At 69.0% G+C, this 23,532-nt stretch carries 13 protein-coding genes; 5 read left to right on the plus strand and 8 right to left on the minus strand.

Annotated features, from left to right (window positions below; genetic code table 11):
* Positions 1 to 101 precede the first annotated feature (101 nt).
* A complete protein-coding gene (locus tag JRI60_RS34380; protein ID WP_275439038.1) occupies positions 102 to 1,478 on the plus strand; it encodes an L-serine ammonia-lyase in 1,377 nt (458 codons plus the stop codon).
* Between the two features lie 42 nt (positions 1,479 to 1,520).
* Entirely contained in the window at positions 1,521 to 2,171 is a 651-nt protein-coding gene (locus tag JRI60_RS34385; RefSeq protein ID WP_204220152.1) for an SRPBCC family protein, read from the plus strand.
* A 237-nt stretch (positions 2,172 to 2,408) separates the two neighbouring features.
* Here the strand turns inward: JRI60_RS34385 and JRI60_RS34390 are convergent, their stop codons facing one another.
* Positions 2,409 to 2,879 (minus strand): tetratricopeptide repeat protein, encoded by a 471-nt coding sequence (locus JRI60_RS34390; protein WP_204220153.1) that lies wholly within the window; start codon positions 2,877 to 2,879, stop codon positions 2,409 to 2,411.
* Positions 2,880 to 2,990: 111 nt separating this feature from the next.
* On the opposite strand from JRI60_RS34390, the gene JRI60_RS34395 reads away from it, so the two are divergent.
* Positions 2,991 to 7,346, plus strand: coding sequence for a carbohydrate binding domain-containing protein (locus tag JRI60_RS34395; RefSeq protein ID WP_204220154.1), 4,356 nt, complete (start codon positions 2,991 to 2,993; stop codon positions 7,344 to 7,346).
* Positions 7,347 to 7,417: 71 nt separating this feature from the next.
* Here JRI60_RS34395 and JRI60_RS34400 read toward each other — a convergent pair whose 3' ends face one another.
* Positions 7,418 to 9,553 carry a hypothetical protein gene (locus tag JRI60_RS34400; protein ID WP_239469872.1) on the minus strand — a complete coding sequence of 712 codons (2,136 nt, stop codon included), beginning with the start codon at positions 9,551 to 9,553 and terminating at the stop codon, positions 7,418 to 7,420.
* 345 nt (positions 9,554 to 9,898) lie between these two features.
* Between JRI60_RS34400 and JRI60_RS34405 the strand changes: the two genes are divergently transcribed.
* Entirely contained in the window at positions 9,899 to 12,016 is a 2,118-nt protein-coding gene (locus JRI60_RS34405) for a glycosyltransferase family 39 protein (protein WP_204220156.1), read from the plus strand.
* Between the two features lie 181 nt (positions 12,017 to 12,197).
* On the opposite strand, the gene JRI60_RS34410 is transcribed toward JRI60_RS34405, so the two are convergent.
* The 3 genes from JRI60_RS34410 to JRI60_RS34420 form a co-directional block, all read right to left on the minus strand.
* Complete coding sequence (locus JRI60_RS34410) at positions 12,198 to 14,351, minus strand: fibronectin type III domain-containing protein (protein ID WP_239469873.1); 2,154 nt, start codon at positions 14,349 to 14,351, stop codon at positions 12,198 to 12,200.
* Between the two features lie 103 nt (positions 14,352 to 14,454).
* Positions 14,455 to 15,807 carry an alkaline phosphatase family protein gene (locus JRI60_RS34415; RefSeq protein ID WP_204220157.1) on the minus strand — a complete coding sequence of 451 codons (1,353 nt, stop codon included), beginning with the start codon at positions 15,805 to 15,807 and terminating at the stop codon, positions 14,455 to 14,457.
* Between the two features lie 4 nt (positions 15,808 to 15,811).
* On the minus strand, positions 15,812 to 16,510 hold the full coding sequence (locus JRI60_RS34420; RefSeq protein ID WP_204220158.1) for a hypothetical protein: 699 nt from the start codon (positions 16,508 to 16,510) through the stop codon (positions 15,812 to 15,814).
* A 406-nt stretch (positions 16,511 to 16,916) separates the two neighbouring features.
* On the opposite strand from JRI60_RS34420, the gene rpoH reads away from it, so the two are divergent.
* On the plus strand, positions 16,917 to 17,801 hold the full coding sequence (gene rpoH / locus JRI60_RS34425) for an RNA polymerase sigma factor RpoH (protein ID WP_204220159.1): 885 nt from the start codon (positions 16,917 to 16,919) through the stop codon (positions 17,799 to 17,801).
* 35 nt (positions 17,802 to 17,836) lie between these two features.
* Here rpoH and JRI60_RS34430 read toward each other — a convergent pair whose 3' ends face one another.
* The 3 genes from JRI60_RS34430 to ptsP are packed head-to-tail and all read right to left on the minus strand — an operon-like array spanning position 17,837 to position 23,489.
* On the minus strand, positions 17,837 to 19,672 hold the full coding sequence (locus JRI60_RS34430; RefSeq protein ID WP_204220160.1) for a PTS fructose-like transporter subunit IIB: 1,836 nt from the start codon (positions 19,670 to 19,672) through the stop codon (positions 17,837 to 17,839).
* Positions 19,672 to 20,634, minus strand: coding sequence for a 1-phosphofructokinase (pfkB, locus tag JRI60_RS34435; RefSeq protein WP_204220161.1), 963 nt, complete (start codon positions 20,632 to 20,634; stop codon positions 19,672 to 19,674). Before pfkB ends, JRI60_RS34430 begins: the two co-directional genes overlap by 1 nt.
* Positions 20,634 to 23,489 (minus strand): phosphoenolpyruvate--protein phosphotransferase, encoded by a 2,856-nt coding sequence (gene ptsP, locus JRI60_RS34440; protein ID WP_204220162.1) that lies wholly within the window; start codon positions 23,487 to 23,489, stop codon positions 20,634 to 20,636. Before ptsP ends, pfkB begins: the two co-directional genes overlap by 1 nt.
* Between the last annotated feature and the right edge of the window lie 43 nt (positions 23,490 to 23,532).

The raw sequence follows: 23,532 nt of genomic DNA on the forward strand, positions 1-23,532 counted from the left end.
GCGCCCTGACCGCAAGGAAGCCCCTCGCACCAGGGGGCCTCCCCAGCACTCCGCATCCGCTTGGGGTATAGGTTCGCCAGCCCTTGGGCGGGAGGCGGTTCGTGTCACTGAGTGTCCTGGACATGTTCACCATTGGTATCGGGCCTTCGAGCTCGCATACCGTGGGACCGATGCGCGCGGCGCGGCAGTTCGTGGAGGCCCTCGCGGGCACGGGAGGGCTCACCTCCGTGCAGTCCGTGAAGGTGGAGCTCTTCGGCTCACTGGGGCACACCGGCAAGGGGCACGGCAGTGACGTCGCGGTCATCCTCGGGCTGGAGGGCGAGCGCCCCGAGGAGGTGGATTGCGACGCCGTGCCCGCCCGCATCTCCGGGGTGAGCGAGACGGCGAAGCTGAAGCTGCTCGGCCAGCACACCGTGAAGTTCCGGCCCTCCGAGGACATCGTCTTCCACAAGCGGCAGAGCCTGCCGCACCACCCCAACGGCATGCGCTTCACCGCCGTCCTGGCGGGGAAGGGCGAGCCCTTCAGCCGCGCCTACTACTCGGTGGGCGGCGGCTTCGTGGTGAACGACGACGGCACCCCGACCCAGGCGGTGGGCGGAGGCGACCAGCGCATCCCCTACCCGTTCAAGACGGGCGCGGAGCTGCTGACGCTCTGCCAGCAGCACGGGTTGAGCATCAGCACGCTGATGCTGGAGAACGAGAAGGCGCTGCGGCCGGAGGCCACCGTGCGGGCGGGCCTGCTGCGCATCTGGGAGGTCATGCAGGCGTGCGTGAAGCGCGGCTGCGAGCGCGAGGGCATCCTCCCGGGCGGCCTCAAGGTGAAGCGGCGCGCGGCGGGCATCTACCGCAAGCTCCGGGGAGACACGCGGGGCGCGTCGGATCCGCTGGTGGCGATGGACTGGGTGAACCTCTACGCGCTGGCGGTCAACGAGGAGAACGCGGCCGGCGGGCGCGTGGTGACGGCGCCCACCAACGGCGCGGCCGGCATCGTGCCCGCGGTGCTCCACTACTACCGGCGCTTCGTGCCCAACGCGGACGACGAGGGCGCCATCCGGTTCCTGCTCACCGCGGGCGCCATCGGCATGCTCTACAAGCTCAACGCCTCCATCTCCGGCGCCGAGGTGGGCTGCCAGGGCGAGGTGGGTGTCGCCTGTTCGATGGCGGCGGCGGCGCTCGCCGAGGTCATGGGCGGCACGCCGGAGCAGGTGGAGAACGCGGCGGAGATCGGCATGGAGCACAACCTGGGGCTCACGTGCGACCCCATCGGTGGGCTCGTGCAGGTGCCGTGCATCGAGCGCAACGCCATGGGCTCCATCAAGGCCATCAACGCCGCGCGGCTCGCGCTCCAGGGCGATGGCAAGCACAAGGTGTCGCTCGACAAGGTCATCGCGACGATGCGCCAGACGGGCGCGGACATGATGACCAAGTACAAGGAGACCGCGCGCGGCGGTCTCGCGGTCAACATCATCGAGTGCTGAGCCGCCCCACCCTTCCGTTCCACCCCCCCAGAAGGAGAAGAAATGCTGAAGAAGGTCGTCCTCGCGCTCGTGGTCCTCATCGTGGGACTCGGCGCCCTGATCGCGTCGCGGCCGTCCACCTTCCGCGTCGAGCGGTCGATCACCATGGCCGCCCCCGCCGAGATTCCCTTTGGCGCGGTGAACGACTTCCACAAGTGGCGCTTCTGGTCGCCGTGGGATGCGCTCGACCCGAAGATGCAGGTGACCTTCGATGGACCCTACGCGGGTCCCGGCGCCACCTACGCCTGGAGCGGCAATGATCAGGTCGGCAAGGGGAAGATGAGCAACCTGGAGGCCCAGCCCTACGACAGCATCCGCATCCAGCTCGAGTTCCTCGAGCCCTGGCCGGCCTCCAACATCACGACGTTCACGTACAAGCCCGTGCCCGAGGGCGTCCAGGTGACCTGGGCCATGGAGGGGAACAACAACTTCATGGGCAAGGCCTTCTCCCTGTTCATGGACATGGACGGGATGGTCGGGAAGGACTTCGAGAAGGGCCTGGCCACCCTCAAGAAGCTGTCCGAGGAGGAGGCGAAGAACCGGCGTGAGCGGGAAGCGCTCCTCAAGGCCAGGGAAGAGGCCGAGGCGGCCAAGGCCGCCGCCGCGCAGGCGGAGCAATCCGCGCCGACCCAGACGGCAACGCCCACGCCGTAGGGGAGTGTCCGCGAAGTCCCAGGACACACCGTGTATGTCCCCTCTCCCTCTGGGAGAGGGCTAGGGTGAGGGTAGAAGTCCCCGTTCTTCAACCCGTGGAGCACGGGGGCCCGTAGGGAACCCGAGTCCACCCCATACCCTCACCCCGTCCCTCTCCCAGGGGGAGAGGGTCTGACTTGATTCCACACCGTGGATGTCCCCTCTCCCTCCGGGAGAGGGCCAGGGTGAGGGCAGGCGTCAACGTCCGCCGTTAGCGCACGCCCGGGCATCGCCCCCCTGGCAGGCGCGCTTGAGAAGCTTCGTGGCCTCTTCATCGTTCTTCTCGGCGCACGAGCCCGTCCGGTGGCAGATGGCCGCGCTGAAGCACCCCGCCGCATCTCCCCCATCACACGCGCGCATGTAGAGCGTATAGGCCCGAGCCGGATCCGCGCTCAGTCCACCGCGCCCCTGCCACACCATGGAGCCCAGGAAGTTGCACGCCTGGGCCACACCCGCGTCGCATGCCCGCGTGTGCATCTCCGCCGCGCGAGCCGAATCCCCCTTGCGATCCGCCTCGAGCGCGGCGTCGAAGCACCCCTTCACCGTCCCGCCCGGGCACTTCTCGTCCTTGCTCGCCAGGGCCGCCGCGGCCTTGTCCCTCGCGCCGTCCTCCTTCTTCTCCGAGCACGCCACCACCGAGAGCAGTGCCACCACACAAATCCATCTCATCCGTCCCTCCTCGTTCGCACGACGCATCGCGCCATAAACGGAAAATCCAGGAAAAGTGACATTCCCCATCAGGGGCACTAATTCAGCCAGCGCATCCCCCCAAGGAGCCCCATGCAACGATTGAAGCCGTTGATGCTGCCCGCGGTAGCGGCGCTGCTGCTGGCCGGACCCGCGCAAGCACAGATCGCCGCGTCGCACGTCTATCACAACCACATGCCCAACTTCTGGCCGTACTACGACGTCAGCAAATACGCGTCGACGCCAGTGGGTGGCGCCATCCGCTACATGTACGACGCGCAGGTCATCAACCTGAAGAAGAACCCGCCGTCGAACTACACGTATTACCTGCCGTCGGGCGCGCCGATGCCGCACGACGACCTGGTCACCTATTACTCGCACGACGCGAAGACGGGCGCGTACCTGTACTGGCCGCCCGACGTCGCGGCGGACATGAACACCAACGCCTCCACCGGACAGATCCACGTCACCATGTCCGGGGCGGTGGTGAACAACGTCAACGACCTCAATGCCTTGCAGAACGTCCCCGGCTACAGCAACACCAACTGGGGCGCGCCGTGGAGGGACCGCTACAACACCCTGCGCACGCCGGGAGGCAACCGGACGTTGGATCTCATCCACTTCACCGGCCACCACTCCATGGGGCCGCTGGTGGGTCCGGACTACTTCCTCAAGGATCTCATCTACCAGAGCGCCACGCTCGCGCAGCCCTACTTCCTGGGGAGCAACTTCCAGTCCTCCAAGGGCTTCTTCCCCACGGAGCTGGGCTTCTCCGAGCGCCTCATCCCCACGCTGGCGAAGCTGGGCATCCAGTGGTCCGTCATCGGTGACAACCACTTCTCGCGCACGCTCAAGGACTACCCCTTCCTGAATGATCCGGGCTCGGACACGCTGGTGTCACCGCCCAACCGCGCGGACCTGCAGAACACCAGCACCGTGGGCAGCTGGGTGAGCGCGCAGATGGCGCACGAGCAGCAGACCATCCGCAACAAGTATCCGTTCGCCTCCACGCCGCACTGGGTGCGCTACGTGGACCCGGCCACGGGCGCCGAGTCGCGCGTCGTGGGCATCCCCGTCAACCAGAACGGCTCCTGGCTCGAGGGCTGGGAGGGCGAGGCCACCGTCGACGTCGTCAACCTCAGGAGCTTCGAGGGGCTCGTCTCCCAGAAGCAGTTCTTCGTCATCGCGCACGACGGTGACAACTCGGGCGGACGCGCGGGCTCCGCCAACACCTGGTACAACGGCCGCAGCGTCACCTGCACCGCGGGCGTGCAGTGCATGGGCATCACCGAGTACCTCCTGGCCCACACGCCCGTCTCCACGGACGTGGTGCACGTGCAGGACGGCTCGTGGGTGGACACGCGCGACTCCTCGTCGGATCCACAGTGGCACCACTGGAAGCTGCCCTTCGGCATCTGGAAGGGACAGTTCCCCGCCTTCAACTCCGCCACCGGCCTCAACCTGGCGCCCAAGACGAACCTCAGCGGCGTGCAGGAGGGCATGACGGTCTCCTTCGAGCACGGCTGGCATTACCTCGAGCGCAACTTCGCCCTGCTCCAGGCCTCGCTCAACTACGCGAAGACGGCCGAGCAGATCTGGCTCGACGCCCACCCCAACCACTGGAAGCCCACCACCACGCTGGACGGACAGGTGACCCACGCGGGCAACCAGCTCAACCCGTGGATGATGTCCTTCCCCGTCAAGGGTGACGCGAGCAACGACTGGTCGGGCGGCGCCAACCCGGCGGAGCTGGCCTGGTACTTCCTGCTGCCGGCCATGGACTCGGGCTTCGGCTACTACGACGAGAACCAGGATGACAACGTCAAGCCGACGCTCGCCTTCAACCAGTCGCTCTACTTCTCCAAGCCCTACGTGCAGGACCGCATCGCCCAGGACCGCACCGGCCCGTCCGTCTGGTGGCCGCAGCGCTGGCCCTACAACCCCGGCAGCGCCAACACCGACAAGTCCGAGGGCTGGACGCTCCACCACTTCAGCAACACCTTCGGCATCTACACCTATGCGTATGACGCGAGCGGCATCACCAGCATCAAGGCCCGCGTCCGCGTCCACGCCAGCAAGAGCATCGACCCGCTGGACAACACGCACAAGGTCTACGATCCCGCCGCTCTGAAGGCGGCCGGCGTGCCCAACATCGACACCGCGCGCGTGGGCGCCTGGGTGGACTACCCGCTCACCCGGCGTGACCTGAAGCCCGTCATCAATGGTGTCGCGTGGCAGCCCGCCTACCTGCCCGTCATGGCGAAGGTGCCCGCGCAGGAGATTGGTGACCTCTATTACGTCTACCTCGGCAACTACCGCGACCAGCTGCTCGACTACTACATCGAGGCCACGGACAGCCGCGGCAACGTCACCCGGAGCGAGATTCAATCCGTCTACGTCGGCGCGGGCCGGTACAACCTGGTCGGCGGCAAGTACGTCGAGGACATCAATGGCACCGTGCAGGGCACGTATCCGTTCCTGGTGGTGGACACCACCCCGCCCTCGACTCCCACGGGACTCGCGGCGGCCACGAAGACGGATCGCTCGGTGAAGCTCTCGTGGAGCGCGGCCTCGGACAACGTGGCGGTGACGGGCTACGACATCTTCCGCAATGGCACGCAGGTCGGCACCAGCACCGGGGCGAGCTACACGGACAGCGGGCTGACCGCGAGCACCACCTACAGCTATACGGTGAAAGCGCGCGACGCGGCGGGCAACCTCTCGTCGGCCAGTGCCGCGCTGTCCGTCACCACCCTGGCGCCGGACACCACGGCCCCCTCCACCCCCACCGGCCTGACGGCCTCGGGGACGACGAGCTCCTCGGTGGCGCTGGTCTGGACGGCCTCCACCGACAACTACGGCGTCGCCGCCTATGACGTGTACCGCAATGGCTCGCTGGTGGCCTCCGTCACGGGCGCGAGCCACACGGACACCGGCCTGTCTCCGAGCACCACGTACAGCTACGCCGTGAGGGCCCGGGACGCGGCGGGCAACACCTCGGCGTCCAGCACCGCCCTGAGCATCACCACCGGCGCGGGCAACACCGTCACCGTCTATTACAAGAAGGGCTTCGCGACGCCCTACATCCACTTCCGTCCCGCGGGCGGCACGTGGACGACTCCGCCCGGCTACCTCATGCCCGACTCGGAGGTGGCGGGCTACGCGAAGTACACCGTCAACCTGGGCTCGGCCACGCAGCTCGAGTGCGTCTTCAACAACGGCAGCGGCACCTGGGACAGCAACAACGGCAACAACTACTTCTTCCCCACGGGCACCTCCACCTTCAACGCTGGCACCATCACCGCCGGGAGCCCGCCGCCCGCCGACACCACCGCGCCCAGCGTCCCCGCGGGCCTCACCTCGCCCTCGAAGACGGCCTCGTCCGTATCGCTCTCGTGGACGGCTTCGACGGACAACGTCGGCGTGACGGGCTACCTCGTCTTCCGCAATGGCACGCAGGTGGGCACGCCCACCAGCACCACCTATACGGACAGCGGGCTCGCGGCGAACACCGCGTACAGCTACACCGTGAAGGCGCGCGACGCCGCGGGCAACACCTCGGCGGCGAGCACCGCCCTGAGCGTCACCACCACCGCGGGCAGCACCACCACCGTCTATTACAAGAAGGGCTTCACCACGCCCTACATCCACTACCGCCCGGCCGGCGGCACGTGGACGACCTCGCCGGGCGTCGCCATGCCCGACTCCGAGGTGGCGGGCTACGCGAAGTACACCGTCAACCTGGGCTCGGCCACGCAGCTCGAGTGCGTCTTCAACAACGGCAGTGGCACCTGGGACAACAATGGCGGGCTCAACTACTTCATCCCCGCGGGCACGCAGACGTTCAACGCCGGCACCCTCACTGCGGGCCCTCCTTCCGCCGACACCACAGCGCCGAGCGTCCCCTCGGGCCTCGCGGTGTCCTCCAAGACGGCCACCTCCGTGTCGCTCGCGTGGACGGCCTCCACGGACGCCAGCGGCATCGCCGGGTATGACGTGTACCGCAATGGCTCCCTGGTGGGCTCTCCCCCCTCGGCCAGCTACACCGACAGCGGCCTGAGCACGGGCGCCACCTACAGCTACACGGTGCGGGCTCGTGACACCGCGGGCAACGTCTCGGCGCAGAGCTCGGCCCTGAGCGTCACCACCTCCACCTCCGGCGCCACCATCACCTTCAACGAGACGGCCAGCACCGTGGCCGGCCAGAACATCTACGTCGTGGGCAGCATCGCCGCGCTCGGAGCCTGGAACACCGCCTCCGCCATCCAGCTCTCGCCGGCCAACTACCCCACGTGGAGCGTGACGCTGAGCCTGCCCGGCTCCACGGCCTTCGAGTACAAGTACATCAAGAAGGACGGCAGCGGGAACGTCACCTGGGAGAGCGGCACCAACCGCTCCGCCACGACTCCCGCCACCGGCACCGCGACGCTCAACGACACCTGGAAGTAATCCAGCGTCGAAACACACACCAGGGCGGGCGCCCTCGTACGGAAGGCGCCCGCCCCGGGCGAGCCCCCTGCTCAGTGACCCGTGCTGTCCACGAGTTGGATGAAGTCCACCGTCTGGTCCTCGAAGCCCTTCACGAGCGAGGACCGCACCTCCAGGAGCTTCTTCACCTGACTGATGTCATGAACCGGCCCGATCTCGAACTGCGTCTTGACGGGGCTGACCGGGTCGATGGGCAGGCGCCCCGTGATCTCCACCATCCTGTCGGGGAGGGACACGTCGAAGATGGGCGCCCGGGTGCACTGGACGCAGTAGGCGATGTCATACAGCCGCTTGAAGCGCTTCTCGAGGTCGGCGTACCGCCAGGTCGGCGAGCCCAGCTGGGGATCCACGACGTTGAACGTGGAGCCGGGGCCACCGCCCGTCAGGAAGCCCGACAGCGGAGCGGGAATACCCGCCTGCGGGTTGATGTGGGTGAAGGCCGTGCCGGTGTCGCCCTTGTGGCAACCCTGGCAGCTGTTGAGCGAGAACTGGTGGCGCGAGCAGATCTCCCGGGGGTTGGAGGGGTTGTTGAGGTTGACCCTCCAGTAGTTGGGGGCCATGAGCGAATTGCCACCACGGAAGGAGACGCCCGCGTACGAGTAGGGAACGGTGTAGCTCGAGTTGCAGTTGTTGGGGTTCGAGGTACCGGCCGGAGTGCCCAGGAGCACCTTGTCCATCGTGTACTGGTCGGTGACGGCGTTGCCGCTGCCGAAGGACGTATCGTTCGCGGTCTGCGCCACCGTGTGCATCCGCAGCGGACCATTGGCGGGCGTGTCGGTCCCGAGGCTCGGGTTCTCGATGCTCAGGCGGAACTCGCGGAACTCCCACCAGCGCCAGTTGAGCGCGTTCTCGTTGGTGCGGATCTGATTGAGGGCGCTGCGGTTGCCCTTCGTCGGAGCCTTGCCATACAGGACGACGTTCTGGGTCAGCGTCTGGAGCTGCGTCAGGTAGCTGGAAGTGAAGCCGCCATAGGTGTTGAGCTTCGTCCACTCACGCGCCCACGCGGCCACGTTGGAGCAGCCGGTGATGGGCACGCCGTACTCGAAAATGACGGTGAAGGGCTTGGCACCGCACGTCGCCTCGGAGCCAGCACCCCAGGGATTGGGCTGGACCACGCCGAAGATGAAGCGCAGCTCGCCAGCGTCCGAGGGCACGCTGCCGGTGGAGCCACCGTACGTGCTCGGGCCACGCGTGGTGCCGCCGAGATCCAGGCGGTTGACGATCGCCAACAGGCGGAAGGGCGCGATGTTGAGGTTGAGCGGGCCACTGAGGGTGACGTCGTTGCGCCCCGTGGAGTTGTTGTAGGTCATGGTCGCGGTCACACCGCTGGCCGTGGCCCAGGGCTGGATGACCTGGGCGAACATGGCGGTGCGCGCGGCCACGACATCTCCGTTGACGGTCTGGTTGTTGACCCAGAGCTTCAGCCAGTCGAGCGCGAAGGCCTCGGCGCTCATGCCCGAGCCCAGCGAGAGCTGACGCATGAGGTGGGCGAAGGTCCACACGCCTCCCTGGGTACCCGCGCCGGTGCACGGATCCCAGGTGCGCGCGGGATTCTTGACGACCGCCGGCGAGGTGATGAACACCGACTCGCCCCACTTCTGCAGGGTGGAGGCCGGAATGGACGGACAGATCCTGATCGGCACGGGGATGCCCGTGTCGATGGCCTGCAGATCCAGGGAGATTCCCTTGGAGATGCCCACGGGCGTGCGCCCCTGGAAGAGGACACTCTGCTCGGTGACCTCACCCATCTTGCCGGAGGAGAGCAGCTGCTCGTTGGAGACGCGGCGCTCCAGCTCGGTGGAGTCGTGCTGGGTGAGCAGGGTGTAGAACCCGGAACCCGGGCTCTTGGGAATCTCGCCGAGCTCCGCGAGCGCGTCCGAGCTGAACAGCATCAGCGGGCGCTCCGGCTCGCCGATCACCCGCACCAGACTGTCCTTGAGCTCCGGGTTGGCCGGCTCGGGCAGCTTCACGTGCAGCGCGAAGTTCTCACCGAGCGCAGTCGGCTCCTTCAGCTTCTGCAGGAAGACGTCGGTGGCGGCCTCCGGCTCGACATAGGGAAGCTTGCCCAGGTCCTCGACGGTGCCGGGCTGTTCCTCCGCGGACTGGATCTGGGCCTGGGACTCCGGGATGTCGGCCTGGGGCTCAGAGCAACCGCTGGCTCCGAGCAAGGCCCCCGCGAGAAACAGCGGCGGAAGGGACCACGAATTCGCACGACGGGAATGTCTGGCCATGTTCGTCCTTTGAGGCACCGCGGCAACGAGGTTGCGAAACCAGCAGCTCATCGGGGACTCCAGGGACACACGGCGAAGGTGCGACTCCCCGGATAAGCGGCCGGAGGTCCAACACAGCAACCCTCGTGCCGCCGGGCCCACCCGGGTCGCCACAGAGGGAGAAGGCACACGGAGCGCTCCGGGGAGTGGACTGGCGGGCAACACGCGGGGACGTGGCGCTGTGGCTCCGGCGCCAACAGCCGCCATGCACCCCCGGGGCGGCACTGGTAGACTCACCGGGCGTTGACCCCCGCCCCCCGCAACTCCCGCTGGCGCACCCCTGTCTTCTGGCTGGCCTGGGCCGTGCTGCTCGCACTCGCCCTCTCCGCCCGCCTCGCGGACTGGCGCAACGTCTTCGTCGGGGACCAGGTGGATCTCGTCGCCACCGACTCCCACTATTACGTCCGCTTCGCCCACCTCCAGCGGCTCGCCTTCCCCCGCTTCGAGTCCTTCGACCCGTACATCAACCACCCCACCGGCGCGTCCATCATCTGGCCGCCCCTGCACACCTGGACGGTGGCCCTCTTCCTCGCGCTCGGCCCGGCCGACCCCGAGCGCGCCGCCGCATGGGTGGACCCCGTGCTCGCCCTGCTCGAGCTGGGACTGCTCGCCCTCCTCGTGCGGCGTTGGCTGGGAGGCACCGTGGCGCTCGCCATGCTCGCCCTGCTGGCGCTCGTGCCCGCGGGTGTGATGGCCGGAGCGCTCGGCAACGCGGACCACCACGTCCACGAGCCCACCCTCGCCGCCCTCTGCGCGCTGTTGCTGGGGCAAGCCCTCCGCACGCGCGACCCCCGGCTCGGAGGGGCCACGGGCGCGGTGCTGGGACTCGCGCCACTCCTCACCACCAGTGGCTTCGTCCTGCTGCCGGGCCTCGCCGCCGCCCTGCCCCTGGCCGCCCTGTTGGACCGCCGGACCGAGGGCCCTGGCGTCGGTCGAGTGGGGCTCGCCATGGGCCTGGGCGCCGCGGCGGTGCTGGCCTCGGGCGTGGTGTTGTTCGGCGAGCCCTTGTCCCTCGCCTACCATGGGCTCACCTCCTTCCAGCCCCTCTTCGCCCTCGCCCTGCTCTCCGGGGCCTCGGGGCTCGCCACGCTCCTCGAGCGCCGCCGCGGAGGGCTCCTCCAGCTCGGCCTCGCCCTCCCCTGTGCCCTGCCGCTCGTCCCGGAGTTGTCCCGCGCGATCCACCACCTGATGCTTGGCGATCCACTCCTCGCCATGGTCATGGAGTCCATCCCGCTCTGGAAGGATCCGGAGTTCGCGCGAGATCTGCTCGGCCCGCTCCTCCTCCTGCTCCCGGTGGGACTCGCCGTCGCGAGCATGCGCCTCTGGAAGGAGCGGGAGGTCGCCCTGGCGCCGCTCGTCCTCGGTGGGCTCTCGCTCAGTGCCGCCGCCCTCCTCCAGGCCCGCTTCACCCAGGCCCTCTCGGGCAGTGCGGCCCTGCTCGTCACCGCGGGCCTGGCGGGCACCCTACGGGACATGCGCCCGCTCCCCCGGCGAACCTCGGCGGCCCTCCTCGTCCTCATGGGGCTGCCCCTGCTCTCCGAGGCCCTTCCCCACCCGCGCCTCCCCGAGGCGAGCCCCATCGCTCCCGTCCGCTCCACGCTGGACTGGATGCGCGAGCACACCCCGGCGCCCTCTCCCCCCTGGGACAGCCACGCCAGGCCCGCCTGGGGCGTCGTCGCCCAGTACGACATGGGGCACCTGCTGGTCCTCTGGGCCGAGCGCCCCGCGGTGGCCACGCCGTTCTCGCAAGTCCCCGTGCACCAGCGCGCCAATGCCCAGGCCACGGCCGTGCTCGGAGCCACGTCGGAGGAAGAGGCCCATGCCCTCCTCCGGGAGTTGTCCGCGCGCTACCTGCTGCTCACGCCGGTGGGGGACCTGATCGGCCGTCCCCATCAGCCACTCACGGGCACCCTCACGCCCTGGCTCTACGAGCACGCGGGCCAGGCCACCGGAGAGCGTGCCGCGAGCACCCGCTTCCGGCTCGTGCACGACTCGGCCGAGTCACGCCGGAAGCACCCCGAGCGGCCCTATGCCCGGGTGTTCGAAGTGGTGACGGGAGCCGAGCTGCGCGGCCGCTGCGACCCGCACGCGCCCGTGACGGCCCTGCTGGAGCTGGAGACGGCCCGAGGCCAGACGCTCCGGTACGAGCCGCGCACCACCGCGGGCCCGGACGGCGCCTTCCTGCTGCGCGTGGCCTACCCGACCACCCGAGACACCCGCGAGGCCGACGTGCTGGCCCGGGGTCCCTATCGGGTCCAATGCCCGGGTGGCGGTGGGTCCGCCCTCGTCTCCGAGCAGGCCGTGCGCGAGGGCCAGCGGGTGGAGGTGGAGGGAGCGCGGGCGGAGAGTGGGGCTCACTGAGCGGTGAACCCTGGAAATGCGAAGGAGCGCCCCATGCGGAGCGCTCCCTCTCTTCAAGGTCCGCGCGAGGGTCGGGCCTCCGGTCGCGCTCCGGACGAACTGGTCTGACTGTCAGACCAGTTCGGCGAAACCGCGCCCGGCGGGCTCACCCTCTCCCCGCGTGGAGGTGCGAGAACGACGCTCAGGGCAGCGGCGTCGGGTTGGCCAGGTACTGCTGGACGCGGGTGATCCAGTAGTAGTTCTCGGTCGGCTCGCTCTCCGGGTAGCTGCCCGGCTGCGGGATGGCGCGGGTGCTCACACCGACGCCCGCGCCCATGAGGATGGCGACGACGCCCGCGTTGGCGGCCTCCTGCATGTGGGAGCCCCAGGTGACCGTGCTCCCGCTCACCGAGACCTTGGGATCGTTCCACACGTTCTTCGAGAAGTAGCTCAGCCTGTTGCCCGAGAGCGTGAAGCTGTCACCGAACAGGTAGGGGGACGCGGACTCCTCGTAGTGCTGCACGGAGTTGTTCAGGTCCGGGAACGTGCCGGAGGAGTTGTAGGCCGTGGGGCTGGGGTGCTTCGTGCCGTTGATATGCCCGGCGGGGACCTGCCACAGCACGACGGGCAGGGAGAGCGTCTCCTTCAGCGTCCTGGCGAACAGCAGGTAGTTGTTCCAGAGGTCCGCGTTCCAGAACCACAGCGAGGTCGCCGGATCATTCGGGTTCGCGCCGTTCGCGCCAGCGCCATCCAGGCCGTACTTGTCGATGGAGATGAACTCGGCGTTGCCGTACTTGACGCCGGCCTTCATGGCGAAGGTCGCGTTGGCCCGCGCGTTGTCCTGGATGCGGGTCTTGCCGGCCTCGAAGCCATACACTTCGGTCGAGTGGATGATGCCGGTGCCGGGAGCGCCCGGAGCGGCCCAGAGGTTGAGCTGCCAGCCGAGGAAGGCCTTCGGGGTGTACTTGCGCAGGGTGTAGTTGATGCTCTGGACGAGCCCGGTCAGCGTGTTCGGGAAGTCCGGATCCACGCCGCGCTGGAGCACGCCGGAGTCATACGCGGCATAGGTGGCGGCGGGCATGCGCGACGGGTCATCGCCATACTGCGACGCGTACTGCTGCTGGATGTAGCCGAGGGTATCGGGCTCGATGAGGTAGCCGACCCGGCCCGTGCCGAGGATCGACGTGGCGGTCTGGCCCACGTCGCGCAGCCCCTGGAAGTACTGCGAGAGGAAGGCGGAGCTCTGGATGTTGCCCCACACGACCGACGCGCTGTCGGTGTTGCCGCCAATCCCATACACCACGTAGATCGGCGTCATGCCCTGCTCCTTGCTCTTCCGGGCGAGGCGATCCGCGCGGCTGTGCCACTCGCTGAACTGGGAGCCGCCGTTGAGGTACAGGTAGCCGTAGTTGATGCGCTTGCCCGAGGGGAAGTACGGATTCACCTTGGTGAAGAAGCCATCGGTCCCGGTGAAGGGCTCGAAGACGGTGCCGATCGCGAGGTAGGACGGGTGCCAGGAGGTGTCGGTGTTGCCACCGTCGGAAGGCGACGTGGTGACCGACAGGGCGCTGCTCGCCGCCGACTGGTTGCCCGCGGCATCGCGCGCCTTCACGGTGTAGCTGTACGCGGTGCTCGCCGCGAGGCCCGTGTCCGTATAGGCCGTGGCCGTCGAAGTACCGACCTGCGTGCCATTGCGGAACACGATGTAGCCCGTCACGCTGACGTTGTCCGTCGACGCCGTCCACGAGAGCGACACGGACGAGGCCGTCTTCGAGGGCGCGGTGAGGCCCGCGGGGACGCTCGGCGCGGTGGTGTCACTGGCGGACGCCGTGGTGACCGAGAGGGCGCTGCTCGCCACCGACTGGTTGCCCGCGGCATCGCGCGCCTTCACGGTGTAGCTGTACGCGGTGCTCGCCGCGAGGCCCGTGTCCGTATAGGTCGTGCCCGTCGGCGTGCCCACCTGCGTGCCATTGCGGAACACGATGTAGCCGGTGACGCCGACGTTGTCGGTCGCCGCGTTCCACGCCAGGCTCACCTGCGAGCTGGTGGTGCCGGTGGAGCGCAGTCCCGACACCTGCGAGGGCGCCGTGGTGTCACCGCCACCGGTGCCACAGGGGCCAACCAGCTTGTACCAACCACTGGCGGTGCCCCAGACGGGATCCGCCGTCCAGATGGCCACCAGCGCCTCGTACAGATTGCCCTGATAGACGACCCGATCCCCCGGGTTGTAGATGGTGGTGGAGTTCCACGCGGGATATCCGGTGCAGTTCACGGTCTGCGCCAGGGCCGTGGAAGAGAAGACCATGAGGGACAGCAGGCCCATCAGGACCGCGGTCCGCAAGCGACACAGGAGCATGTCGGCTCTCCTTCGAAAAGGTGGCGCCCGTGGATCGGGCGCGCATGTAGGAGAGCCAGTTCCTGATTATTTCGGGTCAACACTCCGACGCCGCATGGCTGGTTCAGGGATGCGCGTCAGGCGTTAGCGGCGCCCCCACCAGATCCGGGTACTTCGCCGACGTCGCGATGGGTCCCTCGTGCTTCAGCAGCTCCAGGGCGGCCTGCTGGAAGGCACGCTCGTTGGACGACCGGGGCTGCCGCTTCATCGAGGGCGCGAGCGGACCCGGTCGTGGCGCACGGGTGGGAATGGACCGGAGCATCGGCGCGTCGGAGAGCGCCTCGGAGATGCTCCGGATGCCCTGTGCCCTCCGGTGGTTGACCGAGGCCGAGTAGTCCTCCGGGCCCGACCCGAACTTCTCCGCCAGCAGTTGCAGCATCGACGTGTGGTCGAGATTGCCGTGGAAGGCCTTTCCCGGTTGCACCCAGGGGGAGACGATCAACCCGGGCACCCGTGGCCCCGTCGTCTTGAACCCTATCGTGAACTCCGCTCCCGCGGGGGCCGGGTTCTCGATGGGCAGCGGCGGGACATGATCGAAGAAGCCGCCGTGCTCGTCGTAGGTGTGGAGGAACAGCGTCCGCGCCCACTTGTCCGCGTTGCTCGTGAGCGCCGTATACACCTGGTGCAGGAACAGCTCGCCATTGCCAACGAGGGCGAGTGGATGGTTGCAGTTGGCCGGCACGTCCGACCAGAAGAAGTCGAAGTAGCGCGGCTCGATGAAGATGACCTGCGGCGCCTCGTCCGGGTCCTCGCGTTGGAGGTCGCGCGCGAGCTCGCTGATGGGGCGGTACTTCATCCCCACCAGCTCGTGGAACCTCCCGAACAGCAGGAAGAAGGGAGGCCCGTCATGATAGACGCGCCACCGGATGCCCCGCTTGTTCAGCCAGTCGAAGACATGCTCCCGGTGCGGAATGAGCCGAGACCCCGTGTCTTCGATCAGCGTGGTTCCCGTGAAGGCCATGCTGCGGTTGGGCTGCGTGTCCGATGGCAGGGGGGTGAACCAGCGATCGCAGACGCAGTACTCCTTCGCCAGGAAGGACGTCATCCAGGCCCCTCGCGAATCGAAGTACCCCATCGGGGGTGGATGCTCCGCCTGATGCTGGGTGTACTCGAAGTACGCCTGGACGAAGCCCGACATGCGGTACTTCTTCCCGCTGGGGCTCCTCGCCATCTGCACGTCCACCAGGTGCCGGCTGTGCGGTGGATCCCGGATGACCGATGCCTCGTTATCGATCAGGAAGGGCCGGTGGATGCGGTGCTGGAAGACGTTGGCGTAGCGCGGATTCGTGTCGGGCTCTCGCAGCCCGTCCACGTCCCACTTCGGGTCCTCCAGCGACAGATGCCCGAGCATGTGGTCGAAGGACCGGTTCTCCATCATCAGGATGACAATCGTCCGGATCTCGTCGAGCGCGGCCATGGGTTCACCTCGGGCATGAGAGTTGGAGCTTGATGATCAACCGGCCATCCACCGACTCGAGCGCGTCCTCGCAGCTCTCCCCCTCCTCGAGCGGGACGCGCAGTTGCCAGAGTCCCTGGGCGGGCTGTCCTTCGAATCCCGGTGCCGCCGCGCCCTCCCCCACCGTCTCGGACACCTCGCCCTTGCGGATGACCAGCGCGCGCACGTTCATGTTCCTCACCTGCCCGATGCGCACGTTGGGCGAGATGTGAGCGCCGTCCAGTTGGAAGGAGGACTCCAACCCCCCCAGCTCGGCCGAGCACGTGAAGTGGCCCTCGCCCTCGGCATCGACGATGCCGTACTCGAGATCCTTCGGAGGAGAGAGCACCTCGCTCTCGGTCATCTCCTTCTTCAGTCCGAAGACGCGGGAGACCTCCAGGCGGAAGCGCGTGGGCCCGCTGACGGTGACCGTCTGCTTCCCCGCGTCGTCCTTCGCGCCGAGCGCCGCCACATCGGGAGTGGCCGAGAGGCGCACGGCCCCGTTCGTCTCCCAGTGCAGCGTGACCTCGTCGCCGGGACACGCCACGGGCGGCATCGTCGTGAACCGGTGGATCTGCGGCTTGGGGCAACCGCTCAGCAGCACCGCGAACAGGAGGCACACCCCAAGTCCCAACTGGCGGCCCACGCGTGTGCTCCGCGGACCCAGCCTCGATGCGGTGCTCATACCTTTCCCCCGAGCCCACCGTCTCCGGGATGGGCGGCTGTCGCACCTCGAGCGAGGGCGCCCTCGGAAGAATGAAGGAAGGCGCCCCCCTTTGTGATTCGGCACCCGCCGTGACTCTCCTGTACCTGACAGGAGGGGGAGCGGACCGCCCCGCCCACTCCGTGGAGTGCCGTCTCCCGGGATGAATGTCGCACCCCGGAGCACAGGAGGGACTGAAATCCGTGGAGTCCCCTTCGCCAGGCACCCAGTAAAAATTACCCGTCTACAGCCTTAAGCACGGAGGTGTCTCGATGCAAGTACCCGTATTCGCTGAGGAACGCTCTCTCAAACCCCTGGCATCCGTGTTGCTAAGGACATCTGGCACGCAGTCACGACGTCCCCCCGTCCTTCGCCCGAGAGACCCACCATGCAGGCCTCCTCCTCCTTCTCCTCCGTCGACTCCCTCTCCACGTACCTCTCGGAGATCAACCAGTACCCGCTGCTCACCCAGCCCGAGGAGCAGGCCCTGGCGCGCCGCTTCCGTCAGGGTGACCTGGCCGCGGGCCACCACCTGGTGACCTCCAACCTGCGCTTCGTGGTGAAGGTGGCCTACGAGTACCGCTCCTACGGCCTGAAGATGTCCGACCTCATCCAGGAGGCGAACATCGGCCTGATGAAGGCGGTGCAGAAGTTCGATCCGGACAAGGGCATCCGCCTCATCTCCTACGCGGTGTGGTGGATCCGCGCCTACATCCAGAACTACGTGCTGAAGAACTGGAGCCTCGTGAAGCTGGGGACGACCCAGGCCCAGCGTCGGCTGTTCTTCGCCCTGGCGCGCACCCGCCGCGAGCTGGAGAAGCTGGGCGCCGGCGATGGCCACGTCGTCAACGCCGAGGAGATCGCCCGGAAGCTGAACGTGAAGGCCTCCGAGGTGCGCGAGATGGAGCAGCGCATGGGTGGGCGTGACCTGTCGCTCGACGCGCCCGTGGGCGAGGACGGCGACGCCACGCACCTGGACTTCGTGGAGTCGGAGTCCTCCTCCCAGGCGGACGAGGTGGCCGAGCGTCAGGAAGCCAACCTCACCCGCGAGTGCATCCGCCGGGCGCTGACGCGGTTGGATCCGCGCGAGCGCTTCATCATCGAGCACCGGGTGATGGGCGACGCGGAGATGACCCTGAGCGAGCTGGGCGCGCACTTCGGCTTCTCGCGTGAGCGCGCCCGCCAGCTGGAGATCCGCGCCAAGGACAAGCTCAAGGCCGAGCTGGCGGGCCTGATGGCCGAGGGCGGTCTGGACCAGGCCGCGGCCGAGTAACGAGCCGGTCCGAGGTTCTTCCCGCGACGGTCCGGTCAGCCCTGACCGACCGTCGCGCGGCCGTTTCCGGCGCCCGTGCCACTCCAGGGCTTCTCCCGTGGCTGCTCCGTCGTGCCCGGCAGCTCGACCCGGCCCGTCTTGACCAGCGCGTACCCGGCCCCCACGAACAGCGAGCCGGCGGCGATGGACAGCAGATACAGCAGCACGTGATTGACCGCGTTGGGGATCAGCAGCACGAACAGCCCGCCGTGTGGGGCCATCAGGTGCACGCCGAAGTACATCGACATCGCGCCCGTCAGCGCTCCGCCCATCATGGAGATGGGAATCACCCGCAGGGGATCCTTGGCCATGAAGGGGATGGCCCCTTCGGAGATGAAGCACAGGCCCAGCACCAGTGAGGCCTTGCCCGCCTCGCGCTCCGGCTCCGAGAACTTGGCCCTGGCCATGAGGCTCGCGATGCCCATGCCGATGGGCGGCACCATGCCCGCCGCCATGATCGCCGCCATGGGACCTTGCGCTCCCGCGCCCGCCGACAGCAGACCGACACCGAAGGTGTACGCCGCCTTGTTGATCGGCCCTCCGAGGTCGAAGCACATCATCGCGCCGAGCAGCATGCCCAGGAGGATGGCGTTGCCGGAGTTCATGTTCGTCAGGAACGTCGTGACGGCCGACATGATGGCGGCCACCGGCGTGCCGATGACGTAGATCATCACCAGTCCGGTGACCAGGCTCGCCGCCAGCGGGATGATGAGGATGGGTTTCAACGCCTCCACGCTGACCGGGAGCTTGACGTGGCGGCTCAGCGCCTGGGCCGTGTAGCCCGCGATGAAGCCCGCGGCGATGCCGCCGAGGAACCCCGCTCCCAGCTCGCTCGCCAGGTAGCCGCCAATCATGCCGGGGGCGATCCCGGGCCGGTCGGCGATGGAATACGCGATGTAGCCGGCGAGCAGCGGCACCATCAGCTTGAAGGCCGCCCCGCCGCCGATCTGCATCAGCGCCGCCGCCAGCGAGCCCTTCTCCTTGGCCGCGTCGATGCCGAACACGAACGACAGCGCGATCAACAGGCCGCCCGCGACGACCATCGGGAGCATGAAGGACACGCCCGTCAGCAGGTGCCGGTAGGGGCCGCGCTGGCCCCCCGACTCGCCCCCGCCACTCCGGGCCGCCTGCCCTCCCTCCTTGCCGCCCAGGACCCGCGCCTTCTCCAAGGCGTCGTGGATCGTCTGGCCCGCGTGCTTCAGCGCGGCGCCGGTGGAGGTCCGAAAAACACGCTTGCCGGCGAACCGCGAGGGGTCGACCTCGATGTCGCAGGCGAGAATCACCACCTCCGCCTCGCGGATCTCCTCCTCGGTCAGTGCGTCCTGCGCGCCCACCGAGCCCTGCGTCTCCACGCGGATCGGATACCCGAGCCCTCGCCCGGCCTGGCTCAGCGCCTCGGCCGCCATGAACGTGTGGGCGACTCCCGTCGGACAGGCGGTGACGGCCACGAGCTTCTGCTTGCCCGGGACGGACGGACGAGACGAGGGCTCGGCCTTCGTGTCGCCAACGGCGGCGGCCGCGCTCAACGTCCTGGCTTCCTTCTGGGCGCGCGTCAGGAACGCGTCCAGATCCGGCAGGGCTTCCGAGATGGGCGCCTGGTGGACGCGCTTGCCGACGAACCTCGCGAGATCCACCGGTGCGCTCGCCGCGACGACGATGAGCTCGGCGGCGGCGAGCGTGGCACTGTCGACCGGGACGACCGGCTCGAGCTGGCTGTGCATCTCCACGGCCGCTTTCCATCCGCGCCGGGTCGCCGCGCGCTCGAGACCCCGGGCGGCCAGGAAGGTCGTGGCCACGCCACTGGGGCAGGCCGTGACGAGGATCACGTTCATCAGCGCTTCTCCCCTGTATGAGGGTCCACGGGCAGGGACCGGATGGAGGTCTGTTGTTGGAGCAGTTCGAAGTCCACGGCGGAGGGATCGCCCACGCCGACATGGCGCACGGATTCGGCGGCGAGCGCCGTCGCGAAACGCAGGCTTCGCTCGCGCGGCCAGCCGGACAGCACCCCGTGCAGCGTGCCGGCCAGCAGCGTATCTCCGGCGCCCACGGTGCTGGCGACCTGGACCCGTGGCGGTACGGCCATCAGTGCGTTGCCGCGCCAGGCCCAGAGCACGCCCTCGGCGCCGACGGAGACGAGCACCTCGTCCACGCCCTCGGCGTTGAGCCGCCGCGCCGCCTGGAGACGCGCCTCGGGAGTGTCGAGCGGGCGGCCCGCCCATTCGGCCAGCTCGGTCTCATTGGGCTTGGCCGCCGTGGGCCGCGCGGCCAGGCCGGACACCAGGGCCGCCCCGCTGGTGTCGAGCCACACCGGAACCTGGCGTTCGCGAGCCATGCGGACGAGGTCGGCGAGCTTCGCGGGGGGAACGTTCGGCGGCAGGCTGCCGGAGATGACTACCGCGTCGAGTCCTGGCAGCAGCGAGCCCAGGCGTTCGGTCAGCGCGTCCAGCGCGTGCGCCGGAATCAAAGGGCCCGGCCCGTTCAGGTCGGTGACGCGCCCGTCGGGCTCGGAGAGCTTCGCGTTGATGCGCGTCTCGCCCGGCACCCGGATGAACGCGTCGCGCAGACCGCACGCCGCGAAGGTCCGCACGAAGGCCGTCTCGTTGTCGGCGCCGAGCAGGCCCGACACGGTGACGTCATGCCCCAGCCCCGCGAGGACGCGCGCCACGTTGATGCCCTTGCCGGCGGCATCGAGCCGGGTGCTCTCGGTCCGGTTGACCTCACCGAGCCGGATCGTCCCCAGGCGGATCGCGAGATCCAGGGCGGGGTTCAGCGTCAGCGTCAGGATGCGAGCCATCAGGCCGCCTCCAGGGCTTCGCGCACCGCGGCGGCGGTCGGCTGCTTCAGCGCGAGCTCGGCCAGCTCTCGTGCCCGAGACAACGTCAGCTCGCGGATGCGGGCCTTCACCAGCGGCACCCGGCGGCTGCTGACGGACAGCTCGTCGACGCCCAGGCCGACCAGCACGGGGATCGCCTGCGGATCGGAGCCGAGCTCACCGCAGACGCCGACCCAACGGCCCTCGGCATGGGCGGCCTCGACCGTGAAGCGGATGAGCCGCAGCACGCCGGGATGAAGCGCATCGGACTGCGCGGACAGCTGGGGATGGCCCCGGTCGATCGCCAGCGTGTACTGGGTGAGGTCGTTGGTGCCGATGGAGAAGAAGTCGGCCTCCTTCGCGAGCGAGGGCGCGAGCAGCGCGCAGGACGGCACTTCGATCATGACGCCGAGCTGGACGTCGGTCGCCTTCACCTCGGCCTGGACCCGGTCGAAGATCGCCTTGCCCGCGCGGAACTCGTCGATGTCCTTGACCATCGGGAACATGATGCGCACCGGACGGGAGCCCGCGGCGGTCAGCAGCGCGCGCAACTGCGTCTCGAGCACCTCGGGCCGCGTCAGCGTCAGGCGGATGCCGCGCAGGCCGAGGAACGGGTTCTCCTCGTGTGGCATCGGCCAGTAGGCCAGCGGCTTGTCGCCGCCGACATCGAGCGTGCGCGCGACCAGCGGACGGCCCTTCAACGCGTCGAACGCCTCGCTGTACTCGGCGATCTGCGTCGCGAGATCCGGCGCCTGGGGGTGCGCCATGAACACGAACTCGGTGCGCAACAGGCCAATGCCCTCGGCCCCCCGCTCGACGGCGTCGGCGGCATGCGCGGTGTTGCCGAGGTTGGCGGCGACCTCCACGCGGTGGCCATCCTGCGTGCGCGCCTCCTCGTGGCGCCGGCCGTGGGCGGCCCGCTGGAGGCTCTCCTGCTCGACCATGCGCCGCTCGGTGCGCTCGCGGCGGGCCGGGCTGGGCGAGGCGACGACCCGTCCGTTCTCACCGTCGACGATCAGCTCGACACCCGAGGACAGAGCCAGCACGCGCTCCCCCGCCCCGACGACGGCGGCGATGCCGAGCGCCCGCGCGAGGATGGCACTGTGCGAGGTAGCGCCGCCGCGCGCGGTGACGAGACCTCGCACCTTCGCCGTCTCCAGCCGCGCGACGTCGGACGGCCCGACGTCATCGGCCACCAGGATGTAGGGATGCTCCGGCGGAGTCGGCATCTCGACACCACACAGCAGGCCGAGCACGCGGCGGCCGACGTCGCGCAGGTCCGCGGCGCGCTCGGCCAGCAGCCTGTCCGCGAGGGATTCCTGAGCGCGCGCCGCGGTGTCGATCGCGCGCCACCAGGAAGCCTCGGCCGACGCGCCCTCGCCCATGGCCTCGAGGGACGCATCGCGCAGGGCGGGGTCCGAGAGCATCTCCGCGTGGATGGACAGGATCTGCGAGACCTCGCCGCCAACCGTCCGCTGCACCAGGGCCTCGAGCTGCTGGCGGGCCCCCACCAGCGCGCGATCGAGCCGTTCACGCTCGCGTGCGGGGTCGTCCGCCCGTTCGGCATAACGGAACTCCGGCAGGCGCAGCACGTAGGCGGGGGCGATCGCGAGACCCGGCGCGGCCGGGACGGCCGTCAGCGGCTCGTCGGCCACCGGTGCGACGACCGGCTCCTTCGCGGTGACGCGAGGGACGCTCTCCTCGCGTGTCTCGGTGAGCGGCGTCACCGGCTCCCCGAGGCCGCCGCGCACCACCTCGACCAGCGCCGAGACGGCCTGGGAAGCGCCCTCCCCCTCCGCCGAGAACACCAGCGTCTGGCCGCGCCGTGCGCCAAGGCTGAGGACCTGGGTCAGGCTGGTCGCGGAGACCGCCTCGCCATGGCCCTCGAGCAGGCGGACACGGACCGCCACGCTCTGGGCCCGAGCCACCTGCACCAGCTCCCGGGCCGGCCGCGCATGCAGGCCGTGCGCGTTGAGCAGGCGGACGCGGGCGGTCTCGGCCCCCGCGGACTCACCGGACAATCGCGAGAGGACCTGCTCCGCCGACAGCTCGATGAGCCGCTCGCCGTCACCGCGCGCGAGCAGCCCGTCGAGCCGCTCGAGCAGCGCGCGGTGCGCATCGCCGTGCGCCGCCAGACAGAAGACGCCAGCCACGTCCCCCGCGCCGTCGCGGAGGCGCCGTTCGGGCGTCGCCAGCGCCAGGGCCGGGGAGTTGACGCCGGAGGCCGCGAACACGAGCCACAGGCCCTGGCCCAGTGGCACCGGCTGCTGCCCGGCGATCGCCGCGACGAAGCTCGCCTCCACGCAGCCGATGTGGCGCAGGCGCGCCGCGGCGGCCAGGGCCAGCTCCAGACGGTCTCGTAGCGGCAGGCCCAGACAGAGCGTCTCCGCGTCGAGTCTCGCCTTCTCCGGCACACGCGACAGCGTCGCGATCACATCATCGGGGTTCTTCGCGCTGGCCAGCGTCCGCGCCACGCCCTCGCGATCCAGCACGTGCGTGAGCTGGCGCAGGATGTCCAGGTGTTCGTCGGACTGCGCGGCGATCGTCACCAGCAGGCTCACCCGGGAGCCGTCGTGCCACGCGACACCTTCGGGGAACTGCAGCACGCGCACGCCGGTGGAGCGCACGTAGCGCCGGCTCTCCGGCGTGCCATGCGGGATGGCGATGCCGTTTCCCAGATAGGTGGAGGACTGCGCCTCGCGGGCGAGCAGCCCCTCTCCATATTCAGGCGACACGCGTCCGGCCTCGACCAGCGCCTCGGCGGCCTGTGCCAGGGCCGCCTTCCAGTCCGCGGCGCGGCAGCCGAGCCGGACATCGTCCCGAGTCAGCGTAAGCATGGGTTGCAATCTCCTGTACCGCCGCTTATAGCCGTTCTGCTGA

It is taken from the genome of Archangium violaceum (genome assembly GCF_016887565.1).
In the GTDB taxonomy this organism is placed as follows: Bacteria; Myxococcota; Myxococcia; order Myxococcales; family Myxococcaceae; genus Archangium; species Archangium violaceum_B.

Excerpts from the sequence above, each read along its gene's own strand:
- JRI60_RS34390 (WP_204220153.1), bottom strand. The coding sequence starts at position 2,879 with ATGAGATGGATTTGTGTGGTGGCACTGCTCTCGGTGGTGGCGTGCTCG.
- rpoH (WP_204220159.1), top strand. The coding sequence starts at position 16,917 with ATGCAGGCCTCCTCCTCCTTCTCCTCCGTCGACTCCCTCTCCACGTAC.
- JRI60_RS34395 (WP_204220154.1), top strand. The coding sequence starts at position 2,991 with ATGCAACGATTGAAGCCGTTGATGCTGCCCGCGGTAGCGGCGCTGCTG.
- JRI60_RS34410 (WP_239469873.1), bottom strand. The coding sequence starts at position 14,351 with ATGCTCCTGTGTCGCTTGCGGACCGCGGTCCTGATGGGCCTGCTGTCC.
- JRI60_RS34420 (WP_204220158.1), bottom strand. The coding sequence starts at position 16,510 with ATGAGCACCGCATCGAGGCTGGGTCCGCGGAGCACACGCGTGGGCCGC.
- pfkB (WP_204220161.1), bottom strand. The coding sequence starts at position 20,634 with ATGGCTCGCATCCTGACGCTGACGCTGAACCCCGCCCTGGATCTCGCG.
- JRI60_RS34415 (WP_204220157.1), bottom strand. The coding sequence starts at position 15,807 with ATGGCCGCGCTCGACGAGATCCGGACGATTGTCATCCTGATGATGGAG.
- JRI60_RS34430 (WP_204220160.1), bottom strand. The coding sequence starts at position 19,672 with ATGAACGTGATCCTCGTCACGGCCTGCCCCAGTGGCGTGGCCACGACC.
- ptsP (WP_204220162.1), bottom strand. The coding sequence starts at position 23,489 with ATGCTTACGCTGACTCGGGACGATGTCCGGCTCGGCTGCCGCGCCGCG.
- JRI60_RS34385 (WP_204220152.1), top strand. The coding sequence starts at position 1,521 with ATGCTGAAGAAGGTCGTCCTCGCGCTCGTGGTCCTCATCGTGGGACTC.